Origin of the sequence: Devosia yakushimensis, assembly GCF_030159855.1 — a bacterium.
Classification (GTDB): domain Bacteria; phylum Pseudomonadota; class Alphaproteobacteria; order Rhizobiales; family Devosiaceae; genus Devosia; species Devosia yakushimensis.
Genome location: NZ_BSNG01000001.1, coordinates 3311880 through 3326051 on the forward strand (window position 1 = coordinate 3311880; position 14172 = coordinate 3326051).

General features: G+C 64.3%; 10 protein-coding genes. 5 read left to right on the top strand and 5 right to left on the bottom strand.

The features are described 5' to 3' along the window. Positions 1-4: 4 nt before the first annotated feature. Positions 5-2350 (bottom strand): PAS domain-containing hybrid sensor histidine kinase/response regulator, encoded by a 2346-nt coding sequence (locus QQL79_RS16005; RefSeq protein ID WP_284392554.1) that lies wholly within the window; start codon positions 2348-2350, stop codon positions 5-7. Positions 2351-2953: 603 nt separating this feature from the next. On the opposite strand from QQL79_RS16005, the gene polA reads away from it, so the two are divergent. From polA to QQL79_RS16020, 3 genes are all read left to right on the top strand, one after another. Beyond that, positions 2954-5869 carry a DNA polymerase I gene (gene polA / locus QQL79_RS16010; RefSeq protein ID WP_284392555.1) on the top strand — a complete coding sequence of 972 codons (2916 nt, stop codon included), beginning with the start codon at positions 2954-2956 and terminating at the stop codon, positions 5867-5869. Continuing rightward, positions 5866-6660 carry an aminoglycoside phosphotransferase family protein gene (locus QQL79_RS16015; RefSeq protein WP_284392556.1) on the top strand — a complete coding sequence of 265 codons (795 nt, stop codon included), beginning with the start codon at positions 5866-5868 and terminating at the stop codon, positions 6658-6660. Before polA ends, QQL79_RS16015 begins: the two co-directional genes overlap by 4 nt. Before the next feature lie 84 nt (positions 6661-6744). Next, positions 6745-7314, top strand: a complete 570-nt coding sequence (locus tag QQL79_RS16020; RefSeq protein WP_284392557.1) for an AAA family ATPase — start codon at positions 6745-6747, stop codon at positions 7312-7314. 3 nt (positions 7315-7317) lie between these two features. Here the strand turns inward: QQL79_RS16020 and tsaE are convergent, their stop codons facing one another. The 3 genes from tsaE to ahcY all read right to left on the bottom strand — a co-directional run bounded on the left by tsaE (position 7318) and on the right by ahcY (position 12293). Further along, entirely contained in the window at positions 7318-7737 is a 420-nt protein-coding gene (tsaE, locus tag QQL79_RS16025; RefSeq protein ID WP_284392558.1) for a tRNA (adenosine(37)-N6)-threonylcarbamoyltransferase complex ATPase subunit type 1 TsaE, read from the bottom strand. A gap of 221 nt (positions 7738-7958) precedes the next feature. Next, on the bottom strand, positions 7959-10370 hold the full coding sequence (locus tag QQL79_RS16030) for a sensor histidine kinase (protein WP_284392559.1): 2412 nt from the start codon (positions 10368-10370) through the stop codon (positions 7959-7961). Between the two features lie 510 nt (positions 10371-10880). Then, positions 10881-12293, bottom strand: coding sequence for an adenosylhomocysteinase (gene ahcY, locus QQL79_RS16035; RefSeq protein WP_284392560.1), 1413 nt, complete (start codon positions 12291-12293; stop codon positions 10881-10883). Positions 12294-12449: 156 nt separating this feature from the next. Here ahcY and QQL79_RS16040 point away from each other — a divergent pair, with 156 nt between their 5' ends. Beyond that, a complete protein-coding gene (locus QQL79_RS16040) occupies positions 12450-13028 on the top strand; it encodes a TetR/AcrR family transcriptional regulator (RefSeq protein WP_284392561.1) in 579 nt (192 codons plus the stop codon). A gap of 63 nt (positions 13029-13091) precedes the next feature. Further along, the gene (locus tag QQL79_RS16045) at positions 13092-13664 is read left to right on the top strand and encodes a DUF308 domain-containing protein (protein ID WP_284392562.1); all 573 of its coding nucleotides are present in this window, start codon (positions 13092-13094) and stop codon (positions 13662-13664) included. Here the strand turns inward: QQL79_RS16045 and QQL79_RS16050 are convergent, their stop codons facing one another. Then, positions 13665-14171, bottom strand: coding sequence for a DUF2937 family protein (locus QQL79_RS16050; RefSeq protein ID WP_284392563.1), 507 nt, complete (start codon positions 14169-14171; stop codon positions 13665-13667). Between the last annotated feature and the right edge of the window lies 1 nt (position 14172).

Here is a 14172-nt window from a genome sequence, read left to right on the forward strand (position 1 = left end):
GGCCTTATTCCCGATGCGCCAATAGCCGGGCGATCTGCGTTGCCAGGTCGGCCTGCTGATAGGGCTTGGCCAGGCGCGGCAGGTCGGTGCTGGTGCCGCTGGGCAGGTCGGCATAGCCGGTGGCCAGCAGAATGGGCAGGCCGGGCCGCAATTGGCGAGCCTTGCCGGCCAGCTCCACCCCGGTCATGCCGGGCATGGCATAATCGGTGATCAGCACATCCACCTGCCTGTCGCTGCCCAGGATTTCGAGCGCCTGCTTGCCCGAATAGGCTTCGAGCGCGGTATGGCCGAGATCTTCCACCATATCGACCGTATTCATATTGATCAGCGCGTCGTCATCCACCACCAGAATGGTCGATGCGGGTGCTGCGCTGCGTTCCGGTTCCATTTCGCTGATCTCCATGACGGGCGCCGTGGACACCGGCAGCCAAAGTTCGGCCGTAGTGCCCTCGCCTGGCGCCGAGATCAATTTGAGGGCGCCATCGAGCTGCACGGCCAGCCCATGCACCATGGACAGGCCCAGCCCCGTGCCCTTGCCCAATTCCTTGGTCGAGAAAAACGGCTCGATCGCGCTTTTGAGCGTCGCCGCATCCATGCCCGTGCCGCTATCGGCCACGCCCAGGCGCAGGAAGGGGCCGGAAAGCCCGATCCCGCTTTCGCTGCCATCCACCTGGTTGAGGGAAATGGTGAGCTCGCCCCCTTCGGGCATGGCGTCGCGCGCATTGACCGCCAGGTTGAGGATGGCCAGTTCGAGCTGGTTGGGATCGACCCGGGCCGGCGGCAGGCCCGGCGCCAGCGCGTAGCGGATGGTGACGATGGTGCCCAGCGAGCGCTCCATCAGCGCCCGCATGCCCTCAAGCAATTGGGCCAGGTCGGTCGGCTCGGGCTTGAGCTCCTGGCGGCGGGCAAAAGCGAGCAGCCGGGCGGTCAGCGCGGCGCCGCGCTGGGCACCCTGCAAGGCGCCATCGATGAAACGCCGGAACTGGGGATCATCGGGCAGGCGCTTGGCCAGCAATTCGAGATTGCCCTGCACGGCCGCCAGGAGATTGTTGAAGTCATGGGCCACCCCGCCGGTCAATTGGCCGATGGTTTCCATTTTCTGGGCATGGCGCAATTGTTCCTCGGCGCGGTGCCGGTCGGTGACATCGCGGAAAAAGGCCGCGCCGCCCACGATCTGCCCATCGCCGCCGCGCAGGGGAGCATGCTGGCTTTCCAGCATGACCTGCCCGGCCGCCAATGTGGTCAGTTCGATTTCCTCGATCGGCCCGGAAACGCCCGCCAGCGCATCGCGCAGGCGCGGCTCGATGATATCGCGCTGCTCCTTGCTGAACACATCGGTCAGCGGCCGGCCGAGCACGGCAGGCGAGGGCATGCCGAAAATGCGTTCCATCACCGGGTTCCAGATGGTGACGCGGAAATCGCCATCATAGGCGACGATGCCGGCCGGCACGCTGGTCAGCAACAGGCCAGATAGCGCCCGCTCGCCGCGCAGCGCCTGCTGGGTGCGTTCGCGCTCGGTGGCTAGCGCCAGCATCAGTTTTTCGCGCTCGGCCTCGGCATTGCGGCGGGCGGTGATGTCGGAGACGACGCCCACTATGGTTTCGGGGCGGCCATAGCGGTCGGGCAGCACGCGGGCGCGGGAATCGAGCCAGTGCTCCTGGCCATTGGGCCAGATGACGCGATATTCGATCACCAGGTCCGCCCCGGTATTGATCGAATCGTGCAGCGCACGCTCCACCCGCTTGGCATCGGACGGCGCGATGGCGGCGATGAGGTCGGGGTAGAGGAACTTTTCCTCGGCCGTCCGGCCATAGCAGGCCTTGAACTGCTCGGTGCCATGCAGCACCTGTTCGGCGATATTGAGTTCCCAGGAGCCCATGCGACCGGCCAGCAGCGCCGTCTGCAGGCTTTGCTCACTCTCGCGCAGATCATCGAGATAGCGGCGGGCTTCATATTGGCGGCGCCGGCCGCGCAGCGCATTGGCCACCGCATTGCTGAGCGCCTGGGGATGGAAGGGGCGCTCGAGAAGCATCACATTGCCGAGCCGGGTTTCGAGCCCGCTATCGAGCGCGGTGGGGCCGGCCTCGTCGCGCCGGCTCAAAACCACAAAGGGAAAATCGGACCAGGACGGCTGGTTGGCGACCCATTCGAGCAGTGGCTGGAGATTGTCGCCATGCAGCGTTTCATCGGCCAGCAGCGCCACCCCCGCGCCCTTGCGCAGGGCCTCGATCAAAGGCTCGATCGTATCGAAGGTTTCCGCCGCCCAGCCGGCATGCTTCAGCTGCTCGCTGATTTCGGTGCCGTCGCCGCCGGAGGGCGCCAGGATCAATGCGCGCTCGGAACTGATCACCTTGCGGCACTCCCGGGCTGGAGGCCGTCGCACCAATTGCCGGCGGCGTCGCGCCGTCCCCAAAAGCACAGCAATGGCGGCGGGTTGCGTAAAAACATGTCGCCCAAAAAAGCTTGCACAGGCGGATAAGGGACCGCTCGCGCACATTATGACTTAAACTGCCGCAACGCTCCAGCCGCGATTTGGTTGCCTCAGGTCTTGTGCGCACCATCCAACGGCGTCATTCCCGCGCAGGCGGGAATCCATTCTTTCTTGTTTCAGTGCCCGTGAAGAGTGGATTCCCGCCTGCGCGGGAATGACGTTGTGGGAGAACCTGCGCTGCATTGCCCCTGAGCCTCGCCCCCACAATCGCTTCCCTCGGACTTGATCTAAGGGCCGCTCGCCGCTTGTGCCAGGTTGAGAATGGCCCTCGGGTCGAGCCCGGGGGAAGCGGCGGTGGCTGGCAAGTTCATAGGGGCACGACCGCGTGGCACAATCCCATGCGCACCCACCCCGCGAAAGCGCGAATGACATCGTAGAAGCAATACGAAAAGCCCACCGGCCCTTTTGGGCCGGGGCAAACTCCCCTAAAGTCGCCACTCCTTACGTTTCGGGAATCGTTTCATGCATCTGCTGCTCGTCGACGGCTCGGGTTACATCTTCCGCGCCTTCCACGCCCTGCCCCAGCTCAACCGCAAGTCGGATGGGCTGCCTGTGGGGTGCGTCCAGGGTTTCTGCAACATGCTCTATAAGCTCACCGAGGATTTGAAGGGCGAGGACGAGCCCACCCATATGGCGGTGATCTTCGACGCCAAGGGCAAGACCTTCCGTGACGATTTCTTCCCCGATTACAAGGCGCAGCGCCCACCCGCGCCGGCCGAACTCATTCCGCAATTTCCGCTGACCCGCGCGGCCACAAGGGCCTACGGCATTCCTTCCATCGAAATGGAAGGCTGGGAGGCCGACGACATTATCGCCACCTATGCCACGCTGGCCCGCAAGGCCGGCGGCAAGGCGACGATCGTCTCCTCCGACAAGGACCTGATGCAGATGGTTGAGCCAGATGGCTCGATCCGCATGCTCGATACCATTCCCCGCCCCGGCCAGCCGCCGCTGCGCTGGATCGGGGTCGATGAAGTGTTCACCAAATTCGGCGTCACTCCCGACAAGGTGATCGACGTGCAGGCGCTGTGTGGCGACAGCGTCGACAATGTGCCTGGTGTGCCGGGCATTGGCGTCAAGACGGCGGCCGAGCTCATCAATCAATATGGGGACCTCGAAAACCTGCTCGCCCATGTCGACGAGATCAAGCAGAACGCCCGCCGCGAAAAGCTGCGCGACAATGCCGATCTCGCCCGCATTTCCAAACGCCTCGTGACCCTGGCGCAGGATGTGCCGGTGGAGCTCGATATCGGCGCACTGGCGCGCCAGCCGGTTGAGCCCTCTGCGCTCTTCCCCTTCCTCAAGGCGATGGAATTTGCCACCATCACCAAGCGGCTGGCCGGGCTGCTCGATGCCAATCCCGACGATTTTGCCGCCGATCCGGAACTGGCGGCCAAGCCGGTCGCGGCGGTCGGTTTCGACAATACGGCCCGTGCCGAGGCGCGCGCGGCCCGGCAGGAAGCGACCGGCCGCGCCGACAATGCCACCGTGCTCCATGCCGCCGACATGCATGCCAGGGTCAAGGCCATTCCCTTCAACCCCGATGCCTATGAGATCATCCGCGACGCGGCCGGGTTGCAGCGCTGGCTCGACCTGATCGAAAGCGTCGGCTATGTGGCCACCGACACCGAATCCACCGGCCTCGACAACCAGACCGCGGACCTGGTCGGCATTTCCTTTTCGGTCGCCCCGGGCAATGGCGCTTATCTGCCGCTCGGCCACACCGAGGGCAATGACGACATGTTCGGCGGCGGGCTCGTCGAAGGGCAGATGGATATCCGTGAGGCGCTGGATATGGTGCGCCCCATGTTTGCCAGCCGGGCGATCCTCAAGATCTTCCACAATGCCAAATACGATCTGGGCCTGCTCGCGCGCTATGATGTGCCGGTCAATGCCATCGATGACACGCTGCTTTTGAGCTACTCGCTCGATGGCCCGCAATTCAACACCATGGCCGAACTGTCCGAGCATTGGCTGGGCTTTTCCGGCATTCCCATCAAGGACCTGCTGGGAAGCGGGAAGACGCAGAAGACCTTTGCCCAGGTGCCGCTGGCCGACGCCGCGCGCTATGCCGCCGAGGATAGCGACATCACCATCCGCCTCTGGCAGGTGCTGAAACCGCGCCTCGCCGCCGAAAACATGACCGCGCTTTACGAAACCATCGAGCGTCCGCTGGCCCCGGTTCTCGCCCGCATGGAAGGGCGCGGCGTTTCCATCGACCGCCAGATCCTCTCCCGCCTTTCGGGCGACTTCGCCCAGCGCGCCGCTGCCTTCGAGGCGGAGGCCTATGAGCTGGCCGGGCAGAGTTTTAACCTCGGCTCACCCAAGCAGCTGGGCGAAATCCTCTTCGACAAGATGGGGCTGGAAGGCGGCACCAAGACCAAGACCGGCGCCTGGGCGACCGGGGCCGGCGTGCTCGAAGAGCTTGCTCTCAAGGGCGTGCCGCTCGCCCGTACCATTGTCGATTGGCGCCAGCTCACCAAGCTCATGGGCACCTATACCGATGCCCTGCCCAATTACATCAACCAGCGCACCGGCAGGGTGCACACCACCTATTCCCAGCATTCGGTGCTGACCGGGCGGCTCAGCTCAAACGATCCGAACCTGCAGAACATTCCCGTCCGCACCGAGGATGGCCGCAAGATCCGCAGCGCCTTCGTCGCCGCGCCGGGCAAGATCCTGGTCAGCGCCGACTATTCCCAGATCGAATTGCGCGTGCTGGCCCATATCGCCGATATCCAGGCGCTCAAGGACGCGTTCGAGGAAGGGCTTGATATTCACGCCATGACGGCGAGCGAAATGTTCGGGGTTCCCGTAAAGGGCATGCCGTCCGATGTCCGCCGCCGCGCCAAGGCGATTAATTTCGGCATTATCTACGGCATTTCCGCCTTTGGCCTCGCCAACCAGCTGGGCATTCCGCGCGGCGAGGCGGGCGACTACATCAAGACCTATTTCGAGCGCTTCCCCGGCATTGCCGATTACATGGCCGAGCAGAAGCGGCGCGTCAAAGCCGAGGGCCATGTCAGCACGATCTTCGGCCGCAAGATCAATTTCCCCAATGCCAATTCGCACAATCCGAGCGAACGCAGCTTTGTCGAACGCGCCTCGATCAACGCCCCCATCCAGGGTTCCGCCGCCGACATCATCCGCCGCGCCATGATCCGCATGGAACCGGCCCTCCAGCAAGCCGGCATCGCAGCCGACATGCTGCTGCAGGTCCATGACGAGTTGATCTTCGAAGTCCCCCTGGGCACCGAAGAAACCGCCATGCCGGTGATCAAGAAGGTGATGGAGGGCGCGGCGGAACCGGCAGTGCGATTGTCGGTCCCGATTCAGGTGGATGCGCACGCGGCACATAATTGGGATGAGGCGCATTGAGGGGCGAGGACGAAGAAGTCCTCACCGGCGGCGGTCGCACCGCCGTCAGCCGCCGCGGCAATGTCGTCCACCGCCAGACCGGACCATGGGCCGAAACCGTGCACGCCCTGCTGCGTCATCTGGAAGATGTCGGTTTCACCAACGCCCCGCGTGTCGTCGGCAGCGGCTTTGACGCAGAGGGCCGGGAAACCCTCACCTTCCTGCCCGGCGCATCGCTCCATCCCGGCCCCTGGCCCGAAGAGGCTATGTTCAACCTCGGTAAGCTGCTGGCCGACCTGCACCGCGCTACGGCCAGCTTCAGGCCGCCGCCCAACGCCATATGGCGCGACTGGTTCGGCCGCACGCTGGGCGATGGTCCCCGCATTATCGGCCATTGCGACCTAGGCGACTGGAACATCATCGCCCAAAATGGCCAGCCCACCGGCCTGATCGATTGGGAACAAGCCGGCCCCGTCGATCCCCTGGTCGAACTCGCCCAGCTCTGCTGGCTCAACGCCCACCTCTTCGACGATGATCTCGAAACCCGCCTCGGCCTGCCACCCCTCACCACCCGCGCCCGCAAGCTACGGCTCATTGTCGATGGCTACGAACTCCCCGCGCGCGATCGCACCCGCCTGGTGTCCACAATGATCGAACTGGCCATCCACGACGCCGCCAATGAAGCGGTGGAGGCAAAGCTCACGCCGGGCAGCACGGAGCCGGTCGAAGCGCTCTGGGCCATGGCCTGGCGGGCAAAGAGTGCCGCATGGATGTTGCTGAATAGGGCGGTGCTGGAAGCGGCGTTGGTTTGAATCCTACCACAAGGTCATTCCGGCGCAGGCCGGAATCCATTCTGAGGGCCCACGGCACGATCCCACCTATGGAGAGAGCGCAGCATGGATCCCGGCCTGCGCCGGGATGACATCGTGGTTAGCGGACGCTACCGTGCTCCCATGACCCAGCCCCTCTTCATCATCACCGGCGCCATGGCTGCCGGGAAATCCACTGTCGCCCAGGCCCTCGCCCAGCGCTTGCCCAAATCCGTGCACCTGCGCGGCGATGTCTTTCGCAAGATGATCGTCAATGGCGCGGCCGAGATGGGGCCGGTGCTGGATGCGGAGGCGCGGGGGCAGTTGGATTTGCGGCAGCTTCTGGCGACTGACGCGGCGCGAGCCTATCATGGGGCGGGGTTTGCCGTGGTCTATCAGGATATCCTGATCGGGACCGATCTGGTGGCGGCGGCGGAGCGGTTGGCTGATCTTGATCCGCAAGTCATCGTGCTGGCGCCCTCGGTGGACGCGCTGGCGCAGCGGGATCGGGCACGCAGCAAGACGGGCTATGGCGACAATTTTCCGCCCGATGTGCTGGCGGGGGCGCTGGAGCGCGACACGCCGCGCATCGGCCGCTGGATCGATAGTTCCGCCATGAGCGTCGAGCAGGTGGTGGACGCCATTCTGGCCGGCTGAGCGCTATCGGCGGCTCGCCGTCACCTGCCGCCCGACGCCACCCGGCGGGATGGCCAGCTCCACGACAAGCGTTGCTGCCGCGACGATTTCGGGCGCGCGTTCGGCCCATTCGACCAGCACGATGGCATTGAGATTGTCAGCCAAGCCAAGCTCATCCACTTCGCGCGGATCGCCCAGCCGGTAGAGATCGGCATGCAGCACGGGGCCCCTGGGCGTCTCATAGGGCTGGACCAGCGCGAAGGTGGGCGAGGGCACGTCGAGCGCGGGATCGGCAGCCAGCGTGCGGATAATGGCCCGGGCCAAAGCGGTTTTCCCCGCGCCCAGATCGCCATTGAGGATGACCAGATCGCCGGGGGCGAGCGTTGTGGCAAGCTCGGCGCCGAAGGCGGCGGTGGCGTCATCGTCAGGGAGGAATTTCTGCATTTTTGGCCCTTGGGCTGGCGGCCTGTTCTTTCGCGGTGGCTATCTCGAGGACTATCCGCATATCGGGGCTCTCGCCACCCCCTCCCAACCTCCCCCATCATGGGGGAGGTGCCGTTCAGTGGGTTTGGCAATATCCAGTCCGCTCCCGCCGGGCTCACCCTCCCGTGATGGGGAGGTTGGGAGGGGGTGGATGGAAGCCACGATCCCGCCGGCCCAAAATCCTATTCCGCCACCCCGGCCATGGCGCTGTCGCGGGGCAGGTTGATGATGATGCGGCTGCCGCGGGGTTCGCGGCGTTCGGCTGAGATGGTGCCGCCATGCAGGTTGACGAAAGTGCGCACGATGGAGAGGCCCAGCCCCGCGCCGCGCTGGCGGCCGCTGGCGGCGGGGGTGTCGAGCCGGGTGAGGATGGCCGATTTCATCTCGTCGGTGAGGCCAGGGCCTTCATCTTCGATGATGAACAGCATGCGCTCGGCCCGGTGGCTCACCGCAAGGCGAATTTCCCCGCCCGGCGGGGAGAAGCGGGCGGCGTTGGAGAGCAGGTTATAGAGCACCTGCACGATGCGCGTGCCATCGGCGATGAAGGGGGGCAGGTGGTCCTCGATATCGACAACGAGATTGATCGGCTTTTCGCCCGACACTTCGGGGAAAGTCGCCGAAAGCCCGGCCCGGGCCTTGTCGACCAGATTGTTGACGTCGAGCAGTTCGGGCCGCAATTCGGCAATGCCGGCATCGACCGAGGCGAGATCCAGAATATTGTCGATCAGCACGCCCAGCGTCACCGAGGAGGCGCGGATATAGTCGATATAGGCGCGCTGCCGCTCGTTGAGCGAGCCGCCCTCGCTGCCCGCCAGCAGGTCGGCAAAGCCGATAATATTGGTCAAGGGGCTGCGCAATTCGTAGGAGACATTTTCGACGAACGCGTCCTTGAGCACGTCGGCGGCCACCAGCGCGTCATTGCGCTCCTTGAGCACCTTGGAATAGCTGGCGCTTTCGGTGACATCGAGGAAAGTCATCATGGTCTGCCCATCGGGCAGGCGGGTAATGGCATAGTCGAGCAGGCGCCCGTCGGAGCGGTTGAGCCGCCCGGTCTGGTCGGAGCGGGTCGGATTGAGATCGATGATGCCGCGTTTCAGATCGCGCCAGATGCTGGCGCCATCCTCGGGAATGGCGCGGCCCGAGGCCTCGGCGATCTGGTCGATATGGGGATTGAGCCCCAGCTCGTTCATCGGCAGCTTCCACAGCGCGGAGAGCCGCGGATTGGAGAGCGTCAGCCTGCCATTGGTGCCGAACACGGCGACGGCTTCACTGAGCGCATTGATGGTTTCGCGCTGCACATTGGTGAAGGCCTTGTTGGTGCTTTCCAGCTTGAGGCGCTCGGTCAGGTCCTCAAAGACATAGATCACCCCGCCATTGGCCCCGGCGGGGGCCGAAATCACCTTGATGGTGCGGCCATCGGGCAGGTGCCAGGGCTCGTTTTCATGGGGAATGGTGCGGGAATAGGATTCGAGGTGCTTGGTGCGCCAGGTCTGGTAATCGACCTGGTTGGGCAGCATGCCTTCGGTGCGGAGCTTATCTAGAATGGCCCGTTCGTCGAGCCCCACGGCGAGGAACCCGCCATTGAGATGCCAGAGATCGGCATAGGCCCGGTTGAACTGGACCAGCTCGCGCCGCGCATTGAAAATGGCGATGGGTGTGGCCAGGGCATTGATAATGCCCCCGATATGGGCCAGGGCCGGATCGATCAGCGCCGGAGCGGCAGCGGCTTCGAGCGGTCGCAGATAGCCGGCGCGGCCGCCAGCAACGGCAAATTCCACCAGCTCGAACCGGCCCTGGCCGGGCCAGTCCAGGCTCATTATGGCGGGTTTGTCGGCGGCGGCGCAGGCAGCCAGATGGGTCCTGAGCGCGGCGGTATCGAGCAATTCGGCCGGCGCCACATCGCTGCCCGGCCTGTTCAGCGCCTTGGCCAGGGCGTGATAGGCCGGATTGGCAAAGACCAGCTTGTCATTGGGCCCGCGCAGGAATGCGGGCTGGCTCAGCAGCGAGAGAATGGCGCGCACGCTATCGGTGTCGCTCATCATGGCATTGGCGGCACTGGCCTGTTCGGCGCTGGGCTGCAGGAAGGCCGGACGCAGGCGCAGGGCGACGCCGCCGCCCAGCACCCAGCCATTGGCGCGGATCAGCCGCCCGTCGATGGCGGTTAGGCTGGCCGAAAAGGCCTGGCCATGCACGCGCAGGGTTTCGAGCTCATGGGCGAGCAGGGTGGCATCGGCATTGGCCAGCCAGGAGTGGAAATCGAGAATGCTGCGGGGCTCCCGCCCGCCGGGTACCACGGCCGAGGCCTGGCCCAGAAATTTCGGCGCGCCGGCGCTGTTATCGGTCCACAGGATCGTGACTTCGCGCACCCCGGACAGCAGCGCCTCATATTCGTCGACCAGGGCACGCAGGCCCGAAACCTGTTCGGCGGCCCGCAGCCGCGCAGCCTTGCCATCGGCCAGCATGGTGCGCACCACGGCCATGGCCAGCAGCGCAAAGGCGCCCGCGCCCACGGCAATGGCCAGCGGCGCCGCGCCGGCCAAAGTGGCCGTGGCGGGGCTCTGGCCCAGGGCGGGAACGGCCGTTGCCAGTGTCATGGGGGCTGCGGCCAATCCGCGGAATCCCCAATGCTTCCGGAAACGATCCGGCGCCATGCGCTGCCCTCGTGTTTATTGACGTTGCTGCCAGTCCGCCCCGAAAGGCGGTACGCGTGCACTCGAAGGGCGGCGCAAGCGGAACCTTTGCTGTCCCCGCCGCCCGACCGGCAGCGCGTCGCGCGCAACCGAATCACCCTGACCATACCGGCACGGCGAATCGGCTAAAAGAGTCTTAATGGCTGTGCAATCCGGGCAAATGCCTGATATCGCCCCTTGACGGAGAACGAAGCAGAAACGGCGAGGGTGTTCGGGGGAGATGGGCAGATATCGGCGTACCCCCTCCTAGCCTCCCCCTGATAGGGGGAGGGATCTCTCCACTCTTGGAGCTGGATCGAGTTCTAGCCACAGAGCGGTCCCTCCCCCTATCAGGGGGAGGCTAGGAGGGGGTATCCCCAACAAAAAACGCCCGCAGCCAAGGCCGCGGGCGCCAAAAACCTAAAACGGCAAAAACTAGTAGCGGTATTCGCCGGATTTGAAGGGGCCGTTTTCCGGCACGCCGATATAGTCGGCCTGGTCCTTGGTCAGCTTGGTCAGCTTGGCGCCCAGCTTGGCCAGGTGCAGTTCGGCGACCTTTTCGTCCAGGTGCTTGGGCAGCACATGCACCTTCTTTTCGAGCTTGGCCCCATTGGTCCAGAGTTCGATCTGGGCCAGGGTCTGGTTGGAGAAGCTGGCCGACATGACGAAGCTGGGATGGCCGGTGGCATTGCCCAGATTGACCAGGCGCCCTTCGGACAGGAGGATCAGGCGCTTGCCATCGGGCTTTTCGACCAGGTCGACCTGCGGCTTCACATTGGTCCATTTGAAGTTGCGCAGGGCGGCGACCTGAATTTCGTTATCGAAGTGGCCGATATTGGCGACGATGGCCATGTCCTTGAGATTGCGCATGTCATCGAGGGTGAGCACATCGCGATTGCCGGTGGCAGTGACGACGATGTCGGCACGCGGGGCGGCCTCTTCCAGCGTCACCACTTCAAAGCCTTCCATGGCCGCCTGCAGGGCGCAGATGGGGTCGACTTCGGTGACCAGCACGCGGGCGCCAGCGCCGCGCAGCGATTCCGCCGAGCCCTTGCCCACATCGCCATAGCCGCACACGATAGCGACCTTGCCGGCGAGCATCACGTCCGTGCCGCGGCGGATGGCATCGACCAGCGATTCACGGGTGCCATACTTGTTGTCGAACTTGGACTTGGTGACCGAGTCATTGACGTTGATGGCGGGGAAGGGCAGCTCACCCTTGGCATGGAGCTGATAGAGCCGCATCACGCCCGTCGTGGTTTCTTCCGAGACGCCGCGGATATTGGCGCGGATGGTGGAGAAGAAATTCGGCGACGTCGCCAGGCGCTTCAGAATCGTGGCGAAGAAGATTTCTTCTTCCTCATTGCCGGGCTTGTCGAGGAAGGCCGCGTCCTTTTCGGCCTTGGCGCCGTTGAGGATATACATGGTGGCGTCCCCGCCATCATCGAGGATCATATTGGGGGTGAGGCCATTGCCCCAATCCATCATGCGGTCGGTAAAGGCCCAATATTCTTCCAGCGTCTCGCCCTTATGGGCAAAAACCGGAATGCCGGCGGCCGCGATGGCGGCGGCAGCGTGGTCCTGGGTCGAAAAGATATTGCAGCTCACCCAGCGCACTTCGGCCCCGAGCGCCACCAGCGTCTCGATCAGCACGGCGGTCTGGATGGTCATGTGGAGCGAGCCGGCAATGCGCGCGCCCTTGAGCGGCTGGGCAGCGGCATATTCCTCGCGGATGGCCATCAGGCCGGGCATTTCGATCTCGGCGATCTGGATTTCCTTGCGGCCGAAATCGGCAAGCGAAATGTCCTTGATCGCGTAGTCGGTCGATTTGGTGGTCGATTTGGTCATCGGGCAGGCTCCGCCTCGCATAGGGATGTCTTGGCTTTGCTATAGCCAAGGCGAGCCGCAGGATCAACCGGATATAAAGATAAGTTTATATCCCTCACATCTCGCGCCTCCGAAAATTGCCATTGCACTCTACCTACCAATAGGTAGATAAAGCCCATGAACAATCCTTCCTCGACAGCCGACGACATCCTGGCCTGCGCGCGCTCCCTGATTACGGCGGGCGGCTATAACGGCTTCAGCTATGCCGACATCGCCGAGGTCGTGGGCATCCGCAAGGCGTCCATCCACCACCATTTCCCCAGCAAGGTCGATCTGGTTCGCATATTGGTGCAGCGCTATCGCGAGGATGCCAGGGCAGGCTTTGCCGAACTGGCGCGGACGGCATCCGATCCGCGCGACCAGCTCGCCAAATATGTCGGCTATTGGGAAACATGCATCATGGATGCCAGCGATCCATTTTGCGTCTGCGCCCTTCTGGCCAGCGAACTTCCCGCCCTCCCGCCATCCGTGGCCGTCGAAGTGCGGCTTCATTTCGAGACCCTGTCGGCCTGGCTGACCTCGGCATTCGAACGCGGCGCCGCTCTTGGCGTCTTCCGCCTCGCCAACCCGCCGCAGGCGGAAGCCGAGACCTTCATGGCCACGGTGCATGGAGGCATGCTCTCCGCCCGGGCCCAGGATGATCCGCGCCTGTTTGGAACAATCACCCGCTCCCTGCTCAATCGCCTCTCCAGCTAACCGAACCCGGCCCTAGCGCCATTTCACCCTCCGTTACCTACCAATTAGTAGATAGGAATATCCATGTCATCCATTGCCGCAAATCCCGCCCGCTCCACCGAAGAAGGCTGGCTCACGCGATATTATCTCGGCCGCACGGCCTTCTCGGCCGCCTGGGTGGCGGCTGCCCTGACGCTGGGCCTGCACCATGCCGGCTTCGGCGTGGTTTTGCTGGTGATCTACCCGCTCTGGGATGCGGCGGCCAATTATGCCGACGCTGCCCGAAATGGGGGCCTCGTTCGCAATCGCACGCAGGCAATTAACGTCTTGGTCAGCCTCGTCACGACCCTGGCCGTGCTGGTGGCCCTGCAGATGGGGCTGAGCGCAGTCCTTGCGGTTTTCGGAGCCTGGGCGGTGCTGTCGGGGCTGTTGCAATTGGGAACGGCCGTCCGTCGCTGGAAGGCGGGAGCGCAATGGGCCATGATCCTGAGCGGCGCTCAATCGGCGCTGGCCGGTACGTTCTTTGTCATTCAGGCCCAGCAATCGGTGCCGGTCGTCATCCCCACGATTGCCGGTTATGCGGCTTTCGGCGCCATCTATTTCCTGGTTTCCGCGCTTTGGCTCATCATCGGCAAAAGGCTGCGCAGGCAGGGATAATTACCGATAGGCTTCCCGCCGCTTCCGCTTGAACGGCAGGGCGCAGAACCGCCAAAGGCCCGACAGCACCAGATAGGCCAGGATGAACCCGCCTCCGGCATAGAGCAGGCCTTCCATGGTCACCGGAATGGCGGGCTTATAGGCCTCGAGCGTGCGGCGGCCGATATCGGTATCGAGATAGGCCGGCAGCGATTGCAGGCGCTCGATGGGTCCGGCGCCCTCGATACGGGCCAGGGTGGCGCTGAGCTGTTCATAGCGTGTGAACGTGGCCGCCATGGCCGTGCCGCGTCCGACGATGAAGGCGTCGGTGGACCCTTCATAACGCCCCAGCGCCTCGGCCCGGTCCAGCCCGCCCGCCGCGGCCGCGCGGTCGAAATCCTCGGTCACGATGCGCAGCTCATCCACCGCCCCGCCGAGCCGCTGGGTATATTGCTGGGCATATTCAGGGAATTGGCTGAGGGTCAGCGCCAGCCCAACCCCACCGATCCCGGCAATAATCCGCCGCATA

Coding starts and splice junctions, on each gene's coding strand:
- QQL79_RS16040 (WP_284392561.1), top strand. CDS start 12,450: ATGAACAATCCTTCCTCGACAGCCGACGACATCCTGGCCTGCGCGCGC.
- QQL79_RS16045 (WP_284392562.1), top strand. CDS start 13,092: ATGTCATCCATTGCCGCAAATCCCGCCCGCTCCACCGAAGAAGGCTGG.
- tsaE (WP_284392558.1), bottom strand. CDS start 7,737: ATGCAGAAATTCCTCCCTGACGATGACGCCACCGCCGCCTTCGGCGCC.
- ahcY (WP_284392560.1), bottom strand. CDS start 12,293: ATGACCAAATCGACCACCAAATCGACCGACTACGCGATCAAGGACATT.
- polA (WP_284392555.1), top strand. CDS start 2,954: ATGCATCTGCTGCTCGTCGACGGCTCGGGTTACATCTTCCGCGCCTTC.
- QQL79_RS16020 (WP_284392557.1), top strand. CDS start 6,745: ATGGATCCCGGCCTGCGCCGGGATGACATCGTGGTTAGCGGACGCTAC.
- QQL79_RS16050 (WP_284392563.1), bottom strand. CDS start 14,171: ATGCGGCGGATTATTGCCGGGATCGGTGGGGTTGGGCTGGCGCTGACC.
- QQL79_RS16030 (WP_284392559.1), bottom strand. CDS start 10,370: ATGACACTGGCAACGGCCGTTCCCGCCCTGGGCCAGAGCCCCGCCACG.